16 protein-coding genes and 6 pseudogenes are annotated in these 19,930 nt (G+C 34.1%); 13 read left to right on the top strand and 9 right to left on the bottom strand.

The genetic code is table 11. From position 1 onward, the window contains the following. Positions 1–30: 30 nt before the first annotated feature. Complete coding sequence (gene pepF / locus AC1M36_RS03045) at positions 31–1,818, bottom strand: oligoendopeptidase F (RefSeq protein ID WP_479845585.1); 1,788 nt, start codon at positions 1,816–1,818, stop codon at positions 31–33. A gap of 208 nt (positions 1,819–2,026) precedes the next feature. Between pepF and AC1M36_RS03040 the strand changes: the two genes are divergently transcribed. After that, on the top strand, positions 2,027–2,476 hold the full coding sequence (locus tag AC1M36_RS03040; RefSeq protein WP_336454235.1) for a hypothetical protein: 450 nt from the start codon (positions 2,027–2,029) through the stop codon (positions 2,474–2,476). Between the two features lie 54 nt (positions 2,477–2,530). On the opposite strand, the gene AC1M36_RS03035 is transcribed toward AC1M36_RS03040, so the two are convergent. Next, positions 2,531–3,322 carry an arylamine N-acetyltransferase family protein gene (locus AC1M36_RS03035; RefSeq protein WP_336454236.1) on the bottom strand — a complete coding sequence of 264 codons (792 nt, stop codon included), beginning with the start codon at positions 3,320–3,322 and terminating at the stop codon, positions 2,531–2,533. 577 nt (positions 3,323–3,899) lie between these two features. On the opposite strand from AC1M36_RS03035, the gene AC1M36_RS03030 reads away from it, so the two are divergent. Continuing rightward, positions 3,900–5,801, top strand: coding sequence for an endonuclease MutS2 (locus AC1M36_RS03030; protein WP_336454237.1), 1,902 nt, complete (start codon positions 3,900–3,902; stop codon positions 5,799–5,801). A 6-nt stretch (positions 5,802–5,807) separates the two neighbouring features. Continuing rightward, on the top strand, positions 5,808–6,335 hold the full coding sequence (locus tag AC1M36_RS03025; RefSeq protein ID WP_336454238.1) for a GNAT family N-acetyltransferase: 528 nt from the start codon (positions 5,808–5,810) through the stop codon (positions 6,333–6,335). 69 nt (positions 6,336–6,404) lie between these two features. Here the strand turns inward: AC1M36_RS03025 and AC1M36_RS03020 are convergent. Beyond that, positions 6,405–6,911, bottom strand: a pseudogene (locus AC1M36_RS03020) (zinc-binding dehydrogenase); the annotation flags it as partial. Between the two features lie 307 nt (positions 6,912–7,218). Here AC1M36_RS03020 and AC1M36_RS03015 point away from each other — a divergent pair. Continuing rightward, on the top strand, positions 7,219–7,767 hold the full coding sequence (locus AC1M36_RS03015) for a GNAT family N-acetyltransferase (protein ID WP_336454239.1): 549 nt from the start codon (positions 7,219–7,221) through the stop codon (positions 7,765–7,767). Between the two features lie 851 nt (positions 7,768–8,618). Here the strand turns inward: AC1M36_RS03015 and AC1M36_RS03010 are convergent. Then, positions 8,619–8,821: pseudogene (locus AC1M36_RS03010) on the bottom strand (IS4 family transposase); the annotation flags it as partial. A 597-nt stretch (positions 8,822–9,418) separates the two neighbouring features. On the opposite strand from AC1M36_RS03010, the pseudogene AC1M36_RS03005 reads away from it, so the two are divergent. Both AC1M36_RS03005 and AC1M36_RS03000 read left to right on the top strand, forming a co-directional pair. Then, positions 9,419–9,526: pseudogene (locus AC1M36_RS03005) on the top strand (L-serine ammonia-lyase, iron-sulfur-dependent, subunit alpha); the annotation flags it as partial. Positions 9,527–9,662: 136 nt separating this feature from the next. Then, on the top strand, positions 9,663–10,982 hold the full coding sequence (locus AC1M36_RS03000; RefSeq protein ID WP_479845584.1) for an aromatic amino acid transport family protein: 1,320 nt from the start codon (positions 9,663–9,665) through the stop codon (positions 10,980–10,982). A gap of 117 nt (positions 10,983–11,099) precedes the next feature. Here the strand turns inward: AC1M36_RS03000 and AC1M36_RS02995 are convergent. From AC1M36_RS02995 to AC1M36_RS02980, 4 genes and pseudogenes are all read right to left on the bottom strand, one after another. Beyond that, a pseudogene (locus AC1M36_RS02995) lies at positions 11,100–11,213 on the bottom strand (IS6 family transposase); the annotation flags it as partial. 161 nt (positions 11,214–11,374) lie between these two features. Next, on the bottom strand, positions 11,375–12,790 hold the full coding sequence (locus AC1M36_RS02990) for a PQQ-dependent sugar dehydrogenase (protein WP_336452450.1): 1,416 nt from the start codon (positions 12,788–12,790) through the stop codon (positions 11,375–11,377). A 170-nt stretch (positions 12,791–12,960) separates the two neighbouring features. Further along, complete coding sequence (locus tag AC1M36_RS02985; protein ID WP_431613195.1) at positions 12,961–13,533, bottom strand: YybS family protein; 573 nt, start codon at positions 13,531–13,533, stop codon at positions 12,961–12,963. 89 nt (positions 13,534–13,622) lie between these two features. Next, positions 13,623–13,764: pseudogene (locus AC1M36_RS02980) on the bottom strand (zinc ribbon domain-containing protein); the annotation flags it as partial. 296 nt (positions 13,765–14,060) lie between these two features. On the opposite strand from AC1M36_RS02980, the gene AC1M36_RS02975 reads away from it, so the two are divergent. After that, the gene (locus AC1M36_RS02975; protein ID WP_336452449.1) at positions 14,061–14,288 is read left to right on the top strand and encodes a hypothetical protein; all 228 of its coding nucleotides are present in this window, start codon (positions 14,061–14,063) and stop codon (positions 14,286–14,288) included. Positions 14,289–14,372: 84 nt separating this feature from the next. Here AC1M36_RS02975 and AC1M36_RS02970 read toward each other — a convergent pair whose 3' ends face one another. Next, positions 14,373–15,698 (bottom strand): ArsB/NhaD family transporter, encoded by a 1,326-nt coding sequence (locus AC1M36_RS02970; protein WP_479845604.1) that lies wholly within the window; start codon positions 15,696–15,698, stop codon positions 14,373–14,375. A 247-nt stretch (positions 15,699–15,945) separates the two neighbouring features. Here AC1M36_RS02970 and AC1M36_RS02965 point away from each other — a divergent pair, with 247 nt between their 5' ends. The 6 genes and pseudogenes from AC1M36_RS02965 (at position 15,946) to AC1M36_RS02940 (ending at position 19,920) form a co-directional block, all read left to right on the top strand. After that, positions 15,946–16,296 (top strand): YojF family protein, encoded by a 351-nt coding sequence (locus AC1M36_RS02965; RefSeq protein ID WP_479845583.1) that lies wholly within the window; start codon positions 15,946–15,948, stop codon positions 16,294–16,296. 15 nt (positions 16,297–16,311) lie between these two features. Then, positions 16,312–16,974 carry a bacillithiol biosynthesis deacetylase BshB2 gene (gene bshB2, locus AC1M36_RS02960; protein WP_336452446.1) on the top strand — a complete coding sequence of 221 codons (663 nt, stop codon included), beginning with the start codon at positions 16,312–16,314 and terminating at the stop codon, positions 16,972–16,974. A 135-nt stretch (positions 16,975–17,109) separates the two neighbouring features. Further along, positions 17,110–17,370 carry a YuzF family protein gene (locus AC1M36_RS02955; RefSeq protein ID WP_336452445.1) on the top strand — a complete coding sequence of 87 codons (261 nt, stop codon included), beginning with the start codon at positions 17,110–17,112 and terminating at the stop codon, positions 17,368–17,370. 280 nt (positions 17,371–17,650) lie between these two features. Further along, positions 17,651–18,846: pseudogene (locus AC1M36_RS02950) on the top strand (multidrug effflux MFS transporter). 273 nt (positions 18,847–19,119) lie between these two features. Next, entirely contained in the window at positions 19,120–19,425 is a 306-nt protein-coding gene (gene arsR / locus AC1M36_RS02945; protein WP_420792354.1) for an arsenical resistance operon transcriptional regulator ArsR, read from the top strand. A 57-nt stretch (positions 19,426–19,482) separates the two neighbouring features. Beyond that, positions 19,483–19,920 (top strand): ArsI/CadI family heavy metal resistance metalloenzyme, encoded by a 438-nt coding sequence (locus AC1M36_RS02940; protein ID WP_431613158.1) that lies wholly within the window; start codon positions 19,483–19,485, stop codon positions 19,918–19,920. Positions 19,921–19,930: the final 10 nt, after the last annotated feature.

Below are 19,930 nucleotides of genomic sequence, written 5' to 3'. Positions count from 1 at the left end.
AAAAGCCTCTAGCGTGAGAGGCTTTTTTTGTTATAGTGAAGAAAATTCTTCAATTAGTTTATTAAAACGATTTAGTGCACTTTCAATTGGCTCAGGCGTTGTTAAATCTACACCTGTTTTCTTTAAAAGGTTGAGTGGATAATCCGAACTTCCGCCTTTTAAGAATTCGATATAATTTTGCTTAGCGATAGGGCCACCGCTTAATAGTTGATCTGCAATTTGAATTGCAGAAGCAAATCCGGTAGCGTATTTATAAACGTAAAATGGTCTGTAAAAATGTGGAATTCTAGCCCAGCCATATTTTACTTCTTCATCGAATACGAGTGTATCACCGTTGTATTCTCTAAATAATTTTTCATAAACATCATTGAAGGATTGCACATTTAGTGGTTTTCCTTGCTGCGCCATTTCATGTGTAATCTTTTCAAATTCAGCAAACATAATTTGTGTAAAGAACGTTCCTTTAAATTGTTCAATAAAATGATTGATTAAATGCTTGCGTATGTCTACATCTTTTGCTTCTTTTAATAGATGGTGAATTAAAAGAACCTCATTCACCGTAGAAGCGACTTCTGCTACAAAGATTGTATAGTGAGCAGAAATTCTTGGCTGAAACTTATGTGAATAATAAGTATGCATGCCATGTCCACATTCATGAACTAGTGTAAATAGACTGTTTAAGTCATCATGGTGATTTAAAAGGATAAATGGATGAATGCCATATACTCCGAAATTATAAGCCCCAGAGCGTTTACCAGGTAATTCTCTCACATCTATATAGCGTTTGTTTTTAAATTCTCGAAGCACTTGAATATAGTCGTTACCCAATGGAGCTAAGGCTGTAAGCATAATTTCATAGGCTTCATCATATGGAATATCTTGTTTTACACCTTTTACTAAATCAACGCCTAAATCATACTGTCTTAATTCATCTAGTTGCAGTTTTTCTTTTCGTAAATGATTATATGTATGTAGAGATGCAATGCTCTTTTTCGTTGTATGAATTAAATTATCATACACTTCTTTCGGAACCATATCACCAAATAAAGACTTTTCTAAAGCAGATGGGTAATTTCTAATTTTAGAAATGGTAACATTATTTTTAATAGCTGCTGCTAAAGTAGAAGCGATAGAATTTTTTAGTTGCACATATGGTTGATAGTATGCTTTGTAAGCTTCTTTTCTCTTCTCTCTATTTTCATCTTTTATTAATTTTGAATACATCCCGCGTGTTAACTTTACTTTATTTCCATCATCGGTTGTAACTTCTCCAAATGTTATATCTGCATTATTGAGCATTCCGTATGTTTGCTGAGGAGAGGAGAGGGCCTCGCCCATTTGCGATAAAATTTCTTCTTTATCTTTGTTTAACACATGTTTCTTATATCGATATAATTCCAATAAGTCTTCTTTATAATATTGTAAGCCTTCATTTTCTTCTATATAAGAATGTAATGTTTTCTCATCGATACTTAGTAAAAATGGGGAAAAGAAGGAACGAGCCGCGCTTATTTTAACGTGTAATTGTGATGTCTGATCTACAAGAGATTGAGCTTCCGTATCACGTGTATCAAGGTCTGCTTGCAGCCTTGCATAGGCATAAACGAGGCTGAACAAACTGGATACTTCTTCACTTTTTGTAAGATAAGCAAGCAGGCTTTGACTATCGTGGATATTTCCATTGAATTCTTTTAAGTCCTCTGTTAAAGTTTCGATTTTTTCATAGTCGTTTTTCCAGTCTTCCATTGTTTTATAAATATCTGTTAAATCCCACTTTTCCTGATTAGGTACATCCATTCTATTTTTAAATTCTGCCATAATTATTTCCTTTCCAAATATGTATTTTGTATATTCTATCTAACTATGAAATACAACAAATTGCAAAGAATCCCTGCTACACAAAAATAAAAACAGAGAGCATAGGTATAATAATATTATATGAATTTTTTTAGTTGAAATATTTGTAAGGAGATAGTGCATGTATGTATAGGAGAAAAATATATTTAATTAAGGAGGTGGAAGTGTATTGATTCTAATCCCATTCATTATGTTAGGCTTACCGCTTGCGATTATCGTGTTTATTTTGTTAGCGATTATGAAATGGAAAAAAGAGGGGGAGGAAGATGTGTTTAGACAATTATATGTACATTTAGTACTATTTGCGACCTTGATGTTATCTATTGGAGGAGGAATCGGCATATTTATGGGACTATCAGATTATATCAGTCCACCTTCTTACTACGAATCTTATGATTCATTTCAAAAGATGAAATTGGTGGAAGCGAAAGACTCACAACAAACAGTAAGTGAAGAGCAAATTCGTGCAGAATATGATCGGAATGTAGAAGATAGAAAAGAAACAGTCAAGCAGGAAGCGAAAAATACAATGATTAAAAGCTTAGGTTTTATCGTTATTCCGCTACCTATCTTTCTGTATTTTAACAATGGTAGAATTCGAGATAAAAAAACAGTTTGAATAGAAGAAAATAAAAAATCTTGCCACCATTGGCAAGATTTTTTATCGTGTCGATTATAATTGTATACCAAATGTTTCCTGTAATAGATCTGTATATTGTTCTTTTGAAATCTCTTCTTTTCTCTTTTTCCCTTGTTTTGTTACTGTAAAACTATCTTTTGTTAAGGAAGCATGCCCGTCAGAAGTTAGTTTTACAATAAGCGGTACTTTATTAAAAGGAGAGTCTTTATGTTCTACAATTATTCTTTGAGCTGAATTTAATGTTCTTTCGTCAACTTTTTCAAGATAAAATGCATAGCCTAATGTCCACTCTTCAGATGAAGCAACGTCTAGAAATTCATTATTCTTTTTCATCTCTAACATATAGTTTCCTTTTGCAGTTGTTTCTTTTCGAATACGATAGTCTCCGGTAACAGCGTGAACAGTTTCACCAGAGAAAGGAACAGGTGAAAGGGGCAGGTATGAACCGAAACCTACTTCAATTAAATAAAGTTCATCATTATGTTTTAAAATGGTTGCCACATGCCCTGAATCAACAGCCCAGGTTGCAGAAGCGGCATTATAAACTGTTCCTGATACTAAGTGAACATCAAAACCGCAATCTTTCAGGAAGTAATACATCGTTGGATTCAATTCATAGCAAAGGCCACCTCGGTTGTTCATTAAGATTTTTTCTTGAAGATGTTCTTTTGATATTTCTTTCACTGTATCTTGAATAATATCCAAATTCTCAAATGGAACCGCTTGTGCCATCGCATAAAGAATTTCATTTAAATCTTCAAATGAAATAGAATCTTTTGCTTCTATATTTAATCTAGAGAAAAATTGTTTTTGAAAATCTGTCAAGTGGATCACTCCTTATTTGTTTTTACTTATCTATGTAATCATTGTACCGAAATCAATCAAGAAAACATCCGCAATACGTTGGATAGAAAATCCATATATATTTATGACTAAAGTATTATAGTCATAACACCTTTACTTCTTTTATAACATATAGTATGATGATTTCAATCAATTAGATTTCAATGAATGAAATAATAAATTAATGAGAGGTGCTTTTTGTGAGTGCGGTAGGTTCTAAATAGGAAAAATTGAATGAAATAAATCGGATGAGAACAGGGGATTTTTGTATAATTCATACCCCTAGTTTTGTCGTGGGTTTATTTCAAATACCTATGAAGATACCTACAATACTTTATAAAGCGTGTAATGATGATGGGATAGCCATGTGTTTTTTGAGATGGCTTTATTTCTTTATATCATGCACAGGCCTTGTAAATGTAAAAAGCTGCGGTGTCTCCGCAGCTTTTTTGTGTTTATTTTTATCATATGAAAATTTAATTATTTACAACTCATTGAAATCTAATGGGTAGGTATCTTCATTTATGGTGTGAGTAAATCATAGTGAGGAGAATAGAAATTGAATAAAATGACTTTTGAAAAGTTGCAATATAACGAGTTGAAGGAAATCGTTAAATCGTATTGCGTAAGTGGATTAGGAAAACAATTGTTAGATAAATTGGAGCCTAGCTCCAGTATCAAAGTAGTGAAAAATCGTTTGAATGAAACGACGGAAGCACGAGCTATAGTAGATGCAGAAGGGCATGTACCTTTTCTCGGAATTTCTAATATCGATAGTACAATTCAAAAATTGGAGAAAGGGATGATTTTAGATCCAAATGAGTTAGTTAGTGTATCAGACTTTTTACGAGGGTGTCGAAAAGTTAAAAAATTTATGCTTGATAAAGAATTTTTTGCACCAGTACTAGCATCATATGCGAATTCTATGTCTGAATTTCAAAGTATAGAAGAGGAAATTAATTATTCGATTAAAGGAAATAGCGTGGCCTCTTCCGCAAGTAAAGAATTAAAACGAATCCGAAATAGCATTGAATCAGCAGAAGGAAAAATTAAAGAACGTTTAAATAAATTTTTAAATAGTAGTATAAACAAAAAGTATATTCAAGAGTTCTTTATTAGTAAAAAAGATGATCGATATACAATTCCAGTGAAAGCTTCCTATAAAAATCAAGTTGCTGGAACGATTGTTGAAGTTTCTTCTAAAGGCTCTACTGTTTTTATAGAGCCACATACAGTGACAAAATTAAATGTGGAATTAGCAAGTTTAAAAGCTGAAGAAGCGATGGAAGAATATCAAATATTAGCTACTTTATCAGGAATGATCTTAGAGGACATTTATAATATTAAGATTAATATGGAACTGATTAGTCAATACGATATGGTGTTTGCAAAAGCGAAATTTAGTAAACATATTGGCGGGATAGAGCCGAAATTAAATGATTATGGGTATGTAAAGTTAGTTCAGTGCAAGCATCCGCTTTTATCAGGAGAAGTTGTACCACTTCATTTTGAAATTGGGCAAAATTACCGAAGTTTAATTATTACAGGGCCAAATGCTGGTGGGAAAACAATTGTTCTGAAAACAATAGGCTTAGTAACATTAGCAACAATGTCAGGATTCCATATTGCAGCAAATAAGGAAACGGAGATTGCGGTTTTTGAAAACATTTTTGTAGATATTGGTGATAATCAAAGTATTGAAAATGCACTAAGTACATTTTCATCTCATATGAAAAACCTTTCAGAAATTATGAGGGTATCAAGTAATAATACGCTTTTATTATTTGATGAAATAGGAAGCGGTACGGAACCGAATGAAGGAGCTGCGCTTGCGATTTCGATTTTAGAAGAGTTTTATCATATGGGTTGTATCACTGTTGCGACTACGCATTATGGTGAGATTAAACGATTTTCCGAAATGCATAGTGATTTTATGAATGCGGCGATGCAGTTCAACAATGAAACATTGGAACCATTGTATCAGCTAGTAATAGGGAAATCGGGAGAAAGTAATGCTCTTTGGATTTCTAGAAAAATGAATGTAAAAGACAATGTGTTGCAAAGAGCAAAAGGATATATGGAAAATAAAGAATACCGTTTAGAAAAGCTGCATGAAGGGAAAGTAAGAAAGCCTAAGGATATAAAACAAAAAATAGATGAGACGAATGAATATAAAAAAGGAGACCGTGTGAAGTTATTAGACTATGATGACTTCGGTATTGTATATAAAGAAAAAGACAATTTCTCCAATGTCGTTGTATTTTATAATAGTGAATTTATTGAAGTAAACGTGAAGCGAATTTCTTTAGAAGTACAGGCAAAGGAATTATATCCAGAAGGGTATGATTTGGACACGTTGTTTGTGGATTATAAAGAGCGGAAAATGCAGCATGATATAGAGCGTGGATCGAAAAAAGCGCTTCGTAAAATTCAAAAAGAAATAAGAAAGAATAGAGGGTAAGAGTTTATGAATATAAAGATTAGACAAGAATGTGAGAAAGATTATAACAGAACAGAAGAGGTTGTAAAACAAGCGTTTTTAGATGAAGAATTTAGTGACCAAACAGAACATAAATTGGTACATCGACTTCGAAAATCTAATACGTTTATTCCTGAGTTATCATTAGTAGCGGTAGATAAAGAAATTATTGGTCACGTTCTATTATCTAAAATTAAAATAGTAGATGGTGATAAATCTGTAGATTCGTTGGCTCTTGCGCCAGTATCTGTTGCACGAGAGTATCAGAAAAAGGGAATTGGAAGTCTGTTGATTTCTAGTGTAATAAGAAAAGCGAAAGAGCTTGGATATCATTCTGTAATTGTACTAGGACATAAAGAGTATTATCCGAAATTTGGTTTTAAACCGGCTAGTCTATGGAATATACGTGCACCATTTGATGTGCCAGATGAAGTATTTATGGCAATGGAATTAACGGAAAATGCTCTTCAAAATGTGCAAGGTGTTGTGCAATATTCGGAAGCTTTTTCTGAGTAGAATTGAAAAAAAGTAGCTAGAAGAAATTTTCTGGCTACTCATTTTAGTTCAGGTTTTAACTTAAAATGATTATGGTATTAATAAAATTTTTCCTGTACTTTTTCGACTTTCCAATAATCGATGTGCTTCAATACCATTCTTTAAAGCGAAAGTTGTTGGATTTTGGATGTTTAGTTTTCCAGCAGTTATCCAATTAAATAGTTGATTAGAACGTTGTTTACGTTCTTCATACGTTGTGAGTACATTCCAAAGATCTCCGCCAGTTAAAGTTTTCGAAGTGTCCATCAGCATCCGCGGATCAACAGGAGCTGAATCGCCAGCAGCCATTCCGTAAAATACGACGGTACCACCAATTTTTGTGGTTTTAAAGCTCTCTTCTAATGTAGAACCTACTGATTCGTATACAACATCTACACCACGACCTTTTGTGATTTGTAGTATTTCTTCACACCATGATTCTGAATATAAAAATACATGGTCTGCTCCAGCTGAATGGGCTGCGTCTGCTTTTTCCTTAGATGAAGTAAGACCAATGACTTGTGCGCCTTGCATTTTGATGATTTGTATGAGAAGTTGGCTTGTTTTTATGTCCTTTCAAATGTTTAAGCTGTGTCACAACCATACTATTAATGACAACGAGTAAAAACATAGAAAAGACTAAAATAGTGAATGTGAGTTATATCCATACAGGGAGGAATTAACAAATAAGTTGAATGAATAATCTGAAATATGTACAATGAATTTAATCATATTAAAAGGAGATGTGCCAATGTTAGCACTTATTGTAAGTATCCCACTGTCATTAGTATTTATGGAAAATAGGGATAGCTAGGTTAGATAAACTATGAAACTATCCCCATAATTGAAAAGGGGGATTTTTGAAATGAATAATCTATTCTTAGGTGAAAATATTAAATTAGCAGCAATTAGAGCTGAAGATATTGAACAAATGGCTATGTGGCAAGAGGATAGTGAGTATTTAAGGAATGTAGATACGGATGCTGCAGTTCCGCAATCTTTACAGGAAATAAAGGAGCATGAACTATTAAAAGGACGGAAATCAAATGGTGTTTCATTCATGTTAAGAACAATTCAAGAAGACATTCTAATTGGTTTTGTGGCACTTCATAGCATAGAGTGGAATAATAGAGCTGGCTTGCTGGCAGTTGGTATAGGTGATAAAAATTATAGAGGTAAGGGATATGGTACAGAAGGATTACGCCTTATTCTGAAATATGCTTTCTATGAATTAAACTTACATCGTGTAGGGCTCGATGTTATTTCTTATAATAAAACGGCTATTGAAGTATATAAAAAGGTTGGGTTTAAGGTGGAGGGATGTATGAGAGAAGCAGTTCAGCGAGATGGGAAGAGCTTTGATCGCATTATTATGGGCATATTACAAAATGAATGGATAACAATGAAAAAATAATTGGAATATGGATCATAAAGTGAACTGACCATTTATCCCGCTACTTTAGGGCAGTAATACTTCCACCTCAAAATTCAGCGGGAGCAAAGAAGTTAGGTGGGAGATAAACTGCCCGTAAAGGCCCGATTGGTGAGGGCTGATTAAAGTTTCACTTTATGCGAAATATAAAGAAAAAAAGAGAAATCTAGTGGCTTTATAGCTGGTTAGATTTCTCTTTTTTGGAATTGCTTCGGTTATAACGAGAAGATTGTTTGTAAAATTAATATAGAGGTGATGTAGAAAAACGGATTCTCAGATCTCGATTTAATGAATTTTAGATTGATAATTAATTATATAAGTATCAACCTCTATAAAACTTCATTTAAAGGGTGTTAAGGTGTTTGTATGACATTTGTTCAAAAATACTTTTATCATTTGGCTGTTTTCGTATAGGTTGTTGCTTTATTGGTTCAGATGGCTCGAATTGGACAAGAATTTTTCCTTTGAAAAACAAGAGGAGCAAATGTTTATTTCAGCGTGTCAAAAATCAAACAAAATCACTGATAGATAGGAAATAAACAAACTTTTTAGTAAAAGAGTGAACTAACTGAAAGTATTAAGAGCGTGTATTGATTAATCTTTTTTCAAAACACGTTCTTTTCTATGATTGTTTATCAAGATTATTAGTATTAATTCGATTAAACTTTATTTTAAAGCAACATGAATTGTTGATTGGAAATAAAGTTCAACCGTTTTAAAAAAGTTGCACTGTTTTTTTCATTTTGATTAAAAAATGTCTTAGAGTGGTTTTGATGTCATTTGGTGGTACCCCATACCCATCAAGCGAATATTGAATCCTATAAGAACGAGTATCTACTGCATAATTGTGTCAGTGAAGTATGAGCTATATTCCTGCTTAACCAAACACATGGAGCTACTAGGTCTTGTGCACGATATTTACATTTCCGTTTAACAAATCCTATTTCGCTAGCTAACTGCTCCAAAGCATGCAGTGGCATATTCCATTGTAATTCTTTAGAAATAATTGTAACTCGTCAAAAATCGGTAGAATCATACAAAAACGCTATCCTTTTCTATGATTCTACAGAAAAAATAGCGTATTTTTTCATTTTAAGGAAATTTTGTTTTGCTAGCTTAATAGCGATGTGGCGTACCCTAAAAAAAGAAGTTTCTTTTTTCTGAAAAAATGAATAAAAATACAATTTTAATGGTAAATATACTAAAAACAACTTTTTATTTCCTTGATTTATTCCTTTCCATCTACATTAATCATTTATTACAACAGCTCTCACGTTTAAAATAAGATGTTTCAACAAAAGAAAATGTAAGTATCTTTCTAATGATTTTTCAATATAATCATTGTGTTCATCAAAGGAATTCTGTGTTGTTTTTACTTTTCTACTAATTAGTACAGCTTCAAACAATGGACACAATTGCTACATGCCAAGTGTAATTTATTACCTATTCAAAATTCTGTTTATTCAATCTTTCTAAAAATAAAAAAATATTAAGCTTATGAATATAAAAGTTATAATTAGGACGTCGAGAGATAATCTATCACTTAAGGAGAAAATATCAAACTTTCTAAAATTGGAAATACTGATACGATTACTCTAAGAAAGGTGTGTGATCAGAAGGGAAATTTATTCAACATGCTTTAGTAGCAGCGGACATCGCATTAGCTGGCGCAAACAATATCATTAATACTGACGAAGTTATTGAAGCGATGTATAGAGTTGGAAGACAGGCGCCTCGCGAATTTTTTGATTTTGAGTAACTTAGAAGAAGGGCACACGATGTGGCGCACCTTGTAAGCAATTCATTTTTCAAGAATGTTCTATATTCCTAAGCCTTAAAAAGAGATGTAAAAATAGGATACAAGGAGGAATTATTATATGAATGGGAATACTGCAAAAAAAATAGAATTTCAAACTGAAAATACTGCAGTAAAAAATGAGAAATATCCAGATCCTAAAAAGTGGCATAAACAGGACACTACCTGGGTATTGAGCCTTTTTGGAACAGCAATTGGAGCAGGAGTACTCTTTTTACCTATTAATGCAGGTTCAGGTGGTTTATTATCATTACTGTTAATTACCATACTTGCATATCCTGTTATGTATTACTCACATAGAGCGCTTGCTAAAATGATATACGCTTCAAATTCTGCTGATGAGGGGATTACAGGTACAATAAGAGAGTATTTTGGAAATAAGGCAAGTATCACTTTTAACATAGTATATTTCGGCTCAATTTATACTATCGTGCTGATGTATTCGGTTGCACTTACAAATACTGCAAGTAGTTTTATCGTGAATCAATTGCACATGAAGGAGCCTCCAAGGGCCATTTTATCGCTTGTATTAGTACTCGGCCTTATAGCTATACTAAATTTTGGTCAAGATATCACTGTAAAGATAATGAGCATGCTAGTATATCCTTTCATAGCTTCTTTACTTTTTATCGCAATATCTTTGATTCCACAGTGGAATACGTCAATGCTTAGTTTTTCAAGTGTTTCTACTGCTTCAACAGGAACAGGATATTTTGGAACGATGTGGATGATACTACCAATCATAGTATTCTCGTTTAATCATTCTCCTCTTATTTCGTCATTTGTTATGAAACAGAGAGCTACCTATGGAATAGAAGCTACTGATGCCAAATGTGCTCAAATACAAAAAGTTTGTTATATCATGACATTCGCTGTTGTTATGTTCTTTGTTTGGAGCAGTGCATTGAGTTTGACTCCAAATGATCTTATAATGGCAAAAGAACAGAACTTGTCAATCCTATCATATCTTGCTAATGAGCTTAATTCGCCTCTAATCACTATTGCGGCTCCTATCATTGCTTTTGTGGCCATAACAAAGTCGTTCCTTGGCCATTATATAGGAGCATATGAGGTAATGCGTGACATGATTATCAAGTTCAGTAAAACACGCGGAAAAGATATAGAAGAAAAAACAGTTAAGACAATGATCCTTGCTTTTGTCGTATTAACATGCTGGTATGTTGCTTATGCAAATCCAAGTATTCTTGGAATCATTGATGCCCTTAGCGGTCCGTTAGTTGCCGCTATCTTATGTCTATTACCAATGTATGCGATCCGTAAAGTACCAGTACTAGCTAAATACAGAGGGAAAATGAGCAATGTATTTGTCATTATTATAGGTGTACTTACTGTCCTAGCAAGTATTAAGTCATTATTCTAATTCACTATTATTGGTTCTGGTGCACAAATAGTGGGATATGAAAAAAGAACGAAAGATTTCTAGAAGAATTGAATTTTATCTTGTTAAACCAAAGAGATTATGGATAAGATATATCTGTTATTGGACAGACTTCTCCCCTTGGAGAGTTTGTCCTTTTTTAATCATATGCATAACTTCTATTCCAACAATCACTTTTTTAGCTGTTTGCAATAATTTTAATCCAAGCATATTGGGGTGCCGCCCCATCGGTATTAAGCTAAGATTCTTAAGTTCCCTCATAACGAAAAAATGATTTCGCGCCCCTTCATCGACTTGAAAACAGCCTATCATTTTAAACGAGAAGACCCCCTCTTCTAAACGAAGTGAAGGTGGGGGTAGTTCAAAATTATTAATTACGGAACAATTTCAAAAACAGTACCTTGGTTAAAATCAGTCACTTTCATAGAGCCATAAACCCCTAAATATAGTTTAGTTTGATCCAGGTTCGTTCCCAGATTAACATAATAAGCTGATTGAGACCCAAAATTATAATCGGTTTCAATAACACTAAAATCATTTAATTTATAATCTGTCCTTACCCTCGTATAAGCTAAAACCCCTCTAACCGGAGGCCGAGATTCTTCATGCCGAGCAAGATCGGTAAATACAACGCTTCCTGTTAAATTTGGGATTCTATTCCCCATATATGACTGAACTCCTGTAAGTGCAGTTCCCCCAAACTTATCGGGTCGGGGATCTTTATGAAAATAACTAGTTAAAGGCTGAAGACGTCTCACTGAAGTTTGTACTGCTTCATAATAATAAGCAAGTGTTTTCTCATCCAAAGTCGGATCTGCAGAGCAGCCCCTTATAACTGAGGTAGGAAAAGCACCTTCCCACCCTCGCCAGCCAAAGTTTATAAATCCTTCTTGGTCAGGTTTAGCGTTCATTAATGAAGCTTGAATAAGCTGAGTAACCGGTATTGGTTTATAATGAACGAATGAAAAAATCGACTCTACCAAATCCTGTCCGACATTTCCAATATATTTAATATACTGATTATAAAACTTTTGAAATGAAATGCCTGGTATATTGCGAACTCCTTTAGCAATTACTGTAAGCATTTCCTGAATAGGTACGGAAAGTTCATTAAAACGTGTGACTACAGGTGGGTTATAGATAAATGTATTCTTAACTACATCAATTTCAATTATTTTACCAGCCATCTCCATGTCGTCCTGACTTAAATTAAATGGATCATAGCCTGAACCACCATCCCCTGTTGTTAAAACAAGTTTTCCAGTTTCAGGAGAAAAGTTTAAGCTATTGAAACCATTATGATTAGAAAATGGTCTTCTTAAGTTAAGTAATGTCCGTCGTTTTTGAGGTTGGCCATTCGACTGTAACATCCATTCTTCAACTGTATCAATATGATCATATTGAGTTTCTCTATTTATCCACTTTAGGTTTAAAGTTTTGAGATCACACGGGTTAGGCTTAAAAGATTCAGAAAGAGCTCCTGGACCTTGTGTCCCAGCTACTGAATAATGAAGATAAAACAGACCGTTATAATAAAATTCTGGATGAAATGCTAGCCCTAGCAACCCCCGTTCATCATAGCCATTACCAGAATCACCTAGTTTTATGATTCGCGAGCGAATATCTAAAAAAGTCCTTATAGCCCCGTTTCCTATGTAAAAGATCTCTCCTACTTGGGTTGCAATAAATAATCTTTCAATTGAGTCACCCGGAAGTATAGCTGTTTTCAAAACAGTGGGTAAATTTATCTTACTTACAATGGGTCGTAAACTAACCTTAACTTTTATCAACTAACTTTACACTCCTTCTAATTGTTTTCTTTTATAAGAATATGATTAGAACTGTGCTATTAGTATCAAATCAAGGATGGGGAATTGGGTGAATTTCCTTTTTATATGGGTACGTTGTGGATATTAGGATGGATATATGGAAACTTCAAACTGTTTATATTACTCAACTGTTAAGGAAATGTCTGACACAATCGATTCATGAGTAGTCTACAAAACTCCGCGAAGATCCAGCAGTAAAGAAAACTCAATATAAATATTATTGCAATAATCTTTAAATCCATAGTTGTATCAACAGTAGGGCCTAGCACTGGAAAACGGAATACATATAGAATCATCATAATACCCGTAAGTAGACATATTGATGAAAAGGAAACAACCACAATTCTTCTCTTCAATTGTAAAAAGGCCACACCCATCGCTATACCTAATAAACCTGTTGTAAAGGGAAAGATAATTAGTTCACTCGGCTGAATAATAAATAAAAGGAAAATTGTAAGGGTAAAAGAAAGGATTCCCTGGCGGATAGAAAAGCAAGTAGCTAAAAAAATTGGTAATGTCGCTAGAAAACTAATCAGAAAGCCTATACCAGGCATAAAGCCTCCCGCTGATTGAAACATAGTGGCAATTGTACTCAATAAAGCTGTAATAACTAACTTGGTTGCAAGGGCCATCTTTCTTACATGAACATAATTTGCATCTGTATCTATCATCGATTGATACCAATAACGAACAAACCGATTGATGAAAACACCCCCAAAAATATCCAATCCGTCAATTTCTATATTATTCATTCTCTTGCGCTTTATGCGGTATTGCCTGTTAGTAATCAATTGGAACATAACTGACTAGAAGCAAATGTTTTATACCACAACTACTTCTTTGCCATACCAGTTCGCTTTGTATGCAAGCATTGTTCTGAATTGTGAGCAAGATACTTCGCTTATTGCTTTGGTTAACTTGGGGTTCTTTAGCATATATCTCCCACATACCTTCACACTTTTGAGAAAGGAGTCTTCTGCCGGAAAATATAAGAGTCTATTTTGATGATACAGACTTCTTAAAGTATCTAACTATAGAGAAAGAAAATTTTCATTTAGGGGGGATATTAAAACCTTAGCTTGATGGGCGTGTGGTGCTACCCTATATAGATTCATTAAGAGTAAAAACTATGCTATAAATATATTCGGTAATATGCATATAATTTGCAGAAAAAAGAATAATGACTGGCGAAATTTTACAACATATGGATTAAAATAAGGAGTCATGTTATATGAATTTAGAAAAAACAAAGCCAGTAAATGAAGAATTAGCGGAGTTAAAAGAACTTGTAAAAGAATTGCATGGTAGTGTGCATCAACTACAAAGTGAAGTTCAACAGCTTAGACACGAAAGGCCGGTTGTAGAAGTGAAAAAAGGTGTTCAACTATCACCGGCAATCGTCGGACAAATTGGCGGTATGATTTTAGGAGCACTGGCAATTATCGGGATATTTTGGTGACAAAAAAGTTTCCAGCATATTGCTGCAAACTTTTTTACAGAATTTGTGAGCGGGAAAGCCCACGCGCTTTAGCCGTGGGAGTGGTCAAATTAAATAACGTAAATATATATAAGCATGTGATAATAATAATGCAATGATTGTTAACGGAAAACCAATTTTTAAGAAATCAAGGTAAGAAAATCCATGTCCTTCGCGGTTAGCAATCCCAGCAACAACTACGTTTGCTGATGCCCCAATAAGCGTCCCGTTTCCTCCTAAACAAGCGCCAAGTGATAATGCCCACCATAGTACTTCAATTTGAGGAGAGTCAACAGAAAGTCCAAGTCCTGATGCTAAATCTTGAATAAGCGGAATCATCGTTGTGACAAATGGAATATTATCAATAGTAGCTGATGCCACGCCTGATACCCAAAGGATAAGTATTGCAGCAAAGCCAATATCGCCATTTGTAATATCGATTACTTCTTTCGCAAGGGATGAAATAAGGCCAATATCAATTAATCCGCCAACCAGAACAAAAAGACCGGCAAAGAAGAAAATCGTTACCCATTCTACATGAGCAAATACATCTTCTAATTCGTGTTGTTTCATACCAATCAACATGAGAAGTGTTGCGCCAGTCATCGCGATAACTGCGGCATCTACATGAATAATCGAATGAAGAACAAACCCGAGAATTGTCAAACCTAAAATGGAAAGAGATTTTAGGAGTAAGCTTCGGTCACGAATATAGTCCTTTTCGTTTAAAGCCATAAGTTTTGTAATTTGTTCAGGTGTTGTTTTTAATTTTTTACGATACATCAAATAAATAATGCCTAATGTAACAATGGAAATAATAAGTACAATTGGTGCCAAATTGAGCAAAAAGGCATTAAAATCTAAGTGTTTATTAGCAGATCCAATCATGATGTTTGGGGGATCACCAATTAACGTTGCGGTCCCACCAATATTTGAAAATAATACTTCCGAAATCAAATAAGGAACAGGTTGTACCTTTAAAATTCGTGTAATAGATAGTGTAACAGGAACGATTAATAAAACGGTTGTTACGTTATCTAAAAATGCAGAACCGACTGCGGTTAATAGGGATAAAAATAATAAAATTCGAATCGGTTTTCCGCCGGCTGCTTTTGCTGCTTTAATCGCTACATATTCAAATACACCAGATTGACTCGTAATATGTACGAGAATCATCATCCCGATTAAGAGCGTAATGGTTTCCCACTGAATATGTGATGTGAAAGCAGTATGTAAGTCTACAATTCCAAAAATAATCATAATGGCAGCACCGAACAGTGCAATTACAGCACGGTTCAATTTCTCAGAAATAATAAATCCATATATCACTAAAAATACGGCGATCGCAAAATAATATTGCAGGTTTGCTACTTCGTGTGCTGAATGTTCCAACATGTCACCTTCTTTAAAATATGTATTCAATTGTCGAAATATATCCCTCTGCATAACCACTATTGTAGCAAATTCAAAACGAGAAAGAAAATAATTTGCAAAAGTGAAAAGGATTAATAAATTTCACATGCTATATAAAAATAAAAAACGAAATGCAAATTATTATGCAAAGTGAGCTTTGTACTCTAATATAGAGATAGCAATTTACATTATTTTTGCGTAAAATGGTTTAAAGAGGTGAAATCCGATGGAAATAGTAAAAGATAGTGCTGTTATTCAACATGAAATCGAACGTTTTGTAAATAAAGATGTATATATTCATTTAGAAACGACAAATGGAGCATACGCTTCACATTTTAATGAAAAAATGATGACAGTTGGAGCATTTATTCGAAATGCAATGATTCGTTTCGAACGCGGGAAAATAACAGGAACAAATCCATACCGAGTAGGTCTTAAAATGGGGCATGGCTGGGTATATGCTGAAGGTATTACGCATTGGGAAGTAGACGAGCAAGATCGTCTATTACTAGCAGGACATGACAATAAAGGTCGCTTAGCCGTAGCACTTGAGTTAAGCTTAACGCCATTTAAATAAGAAGGAGGGAAAAGTATGGAAAGACACGTACTTGTTGTATTTCCGCATCCAGACGATGAATCGTTTGCAGCAGGAGGAACAATTAGTTTATTAAGAAAGCAAGGAGTACCTGTAACATATGCGTGCGGAACGCTTGGACAAATGGGACGTAACATGGGAAAGAATGTGTTTGCAAACCGTGAAACAATTCCAAATATCCGTGAAAAGGAATTAAAAGATGCATGTGAAGCGATGGGCATTGAGGATTTAAGAATGCTTGGTTTTCATGATAAAACATTAGAATTTGAAGATATAGACTTTGTAGCAGATAAAATTGAAACGGTCATTCGCGATGTGCAGCCATCACGAATTATTACATTCTATCCAGAGCACGGTGTTCATCCAGACCATGATGCATTCGGTCGTGCTACAGTCCGTGCAGTATCACGTATGCCAAAAGAAACGCGCCCGGTTATTCATGCAGTTGCGATTACAAAAAATCGTGAAGAAGTATTAGGTGAACCAGATGTTGTTAACAACATTAGTGAAGCATTTGAACAAAAATTAGCAGCTTTACGTGCGCATCGTTCACAAACAGAAGCGATGTTAGAAGAAACGGAAGTAAAACTGCAAAACAAAGATGCTGCAACATTAAAATGGTTACAAATTGAACAATTTTGGACTTATAAATGGGAGTAGGTTAGAAGAGTCTCTTCTAGTCTTCCTTACATACGAAAACGATGTCATATTATGGCGTCGTTTTTTCTGTTAGATAGGCACTTTCTGCATGCAGGCCACATACACTACAGTAAATCTTGAAAAGAGGGGAGCCATATGTACTATTCATATGAAGACGTGTTCGGTTATTTTCGAGATGGTTATGAGATAAGTGGTGAAGTGGTTGCGCTTGTTGATCCATATGTTGTACAAACATTGCAATCTATCGTTGGAAAAAGAATTGTAGTGGAAACAATTCGGGGAAGTGTAAATGGAACTTTGCGAAGTGTGAAGCCAGATCATGTTGTATTAGAAGAAAATGAAATACCGGTATTTGTGAGAATTCAGCAGATTGTGTGGTTTACACCTGAAAAATAGAGATGCTTTGTAGACGGGTTATGAGAATGAAACGAAGAGCCTACTATTTGATTAGTAGGTTTTTTATATACAAAAACTCATAATATATGTTAACCTTTGTAAATAGAAGCAATGAAAAATTAATGTTAATTCATACCCTCCTATAGGTATTAACATGAAGCAATCGAGGTGTTTCGTTTGTTGTTTTATGATCGTATTTCGATAATGGCCCCTCCAGTTCCGTAGCGAAGAAAAACTCTAAATATCTGAGATTTTCTAAGTTATAGGAGGGTATTAGAAAATGAAAAAAGTCTCAGTACCATCGTTATGGTTAATGATTATTCTTGTGGCATTCCCACAAATTAGTGAAACAATTTACACACCATCTTTACCAGATATTTCGAAAGCGTTGCATGTCAGTAATAATGCTACGCAGCTAACGCTTAGCATTTACTTTGCAGGATTTGCTTTAGGTGTATTTTGCTGGGGGTGGTTGTCTGATATAATTGGGCGTCGTCCAGCAATGATTTGGGGAATTGTAGTTTATGGATTTGGTAGCTTATTATGTTACTTGGCACATTCAATTGAAGTATTGCTATTTAGCCGTTTTGTACAAGCGTTTGGAGCGAGTACAGGATCAGTTGTTACACAAACTATTTTGCGTGAAAGTGTAGATGGGCATAAACGACATGTTATGTTTGCGCAAATTTCAGCAGTTATTGCATTCACGCCAGCTATTGGCCCATTAATCGGTGGATGGATCAAATATTTGGATTTAGAAGTGTTTTTCTTACTTTAGTTTTGATAAGTATTGGGCTATTGGTTTGTACTTGTATGAACTTGCCAGAAACTCGTAAGAATGTAACAGTAAATAGTATAAACATTTTTTCTGTCATAAAACGAATGATTCAAGATCCAAAAGTCGTAACATTTGGTGTGCTGATTGGAGGAACAAACGGTATATTATTTAGCTATTACGCTGAAGCACCGTTCATCTTCATTGAATATTTTAAGTTATCACCTGGCGTATTTGGTTTTTTAGGTATAGTGGTAGCTTTCGCTTCCGTTATTGGAGCGCAAATTTCAAAGCGGTTACTTTTAGTTTATAAACCAGAAAAGATTATTTATATAGGTTGCATCGTAATGACGGGAGGAGCGACTATTTTATCAATCGTTGCTTGTACTGGCACTAGTGCAAATATGATAAACATGATTCTCTTTCTTATAGCTATATTTGTATTGCTATTAGGAATAGGGATTGCTTTGCCGAACTGTTTAAGCTTAGCGTTAGTAGATTTCCAGGAAGTTATTGGAACAGCAGGTGCTATATTTAGTTTAGGGTATTATGTAATTGTTACAATTACGATATGGGGAATGAGTCAGTTGCATACAGGTTCTTTACTTGTTATGCCTGTATATTTTCTTCTACTTGCAGTTGTCATGACAGTTCTAAGTCGGATGTTTATTTATAATAATAAGATTAAAAAATCTGCTTAAATATAAAACTACAAATATATAAGGTGAAAGGAGTCCCATAGACGAAATGAGACTCTTTTTTTGCTTTGGGTGAAATTATGAATTCACATTGTTAGGAAAAGATTAAAGAAAGGGAAAGGAGTAGTTTTGAACATCCTTTCCCTTTAAGGCTAGTATTTAGTATTCATGTAACAAACAAATAAATCAATTTTTTTTGATTTATTTGTTGAATTTATAATGAAACAGTGCATATAATATAAATATCAAAAAAAGTTGATGAAAGGAGTGGCGTGTGTGAAAGAAAACTTCAGTCAGTTTGAAAAAAAGTTTAAAGCTCTTGCAGACAAAAAAAGATTAGAGATCATGTATGAGTTATGTCAACGTGGACAGACTTGTGTATGCGATTTAACAGAAGTATTTGGGATTTCACAATCAAAACTTTCGTATCATTTAAAAATATTACTTGATGCGAATTTAATTGTAAAAGAAACAAAAGGAACATGGAGCTATTACGATTTAAATGATGAAGAAGTGAATAATTTGTTGTCGGAAGAACTTTGTTGTGTGTTCCGAAAAACTGGCAGAGGTAGTTGCTACTGAGTTTTTTGTGTTATATAAATCAAATATTTTTGATTAATTGTATAGGAGGAATGGAATATGCAATATGTACATGTGGGGATTAATGTGACGAATCTGGAAAAATCAATTGAGTTTTACAGTAAGGTATTTGGGGTAATACCAGTGAAAGTAAAAGAAGATTATGCGAAGTTTCTATTAGAAAGTCCAGGACTAAATTTCACTTTAAATGTAAGAGATGAAGTAAAAGGAAGCCAGGTCAATCATTTTGGTTTCCAAGTAGAGAATCAAGAAGAAATAGTCATGCATAAAGAGCGTTTAGAAAAAGAAGGGTTCTTTGCTCGTGAGGAAATGGATACAACTTGTTGCTATGCTGTGCAAGATAAGTTTTGGGTAACGGATTCTGACAGGAATGAATGGGAGTTTTTCTATACGAAGGCTGATAGTGAAATTCATAAAGTAGAAATGTCCTGTGTAAGTTCTGATGAAAAGAATATAAATTCAACTTCATGTTGTTAAAACAAAAAGG

This window comes from Bacillus sp. Medicinal_06, assembly GCF_056711665.1.
The sequence above is the reverse complement of the archived record's forward strand: the minus strand, read 5'-3'. Positions and strand labels throughout refer to the sequence as shown.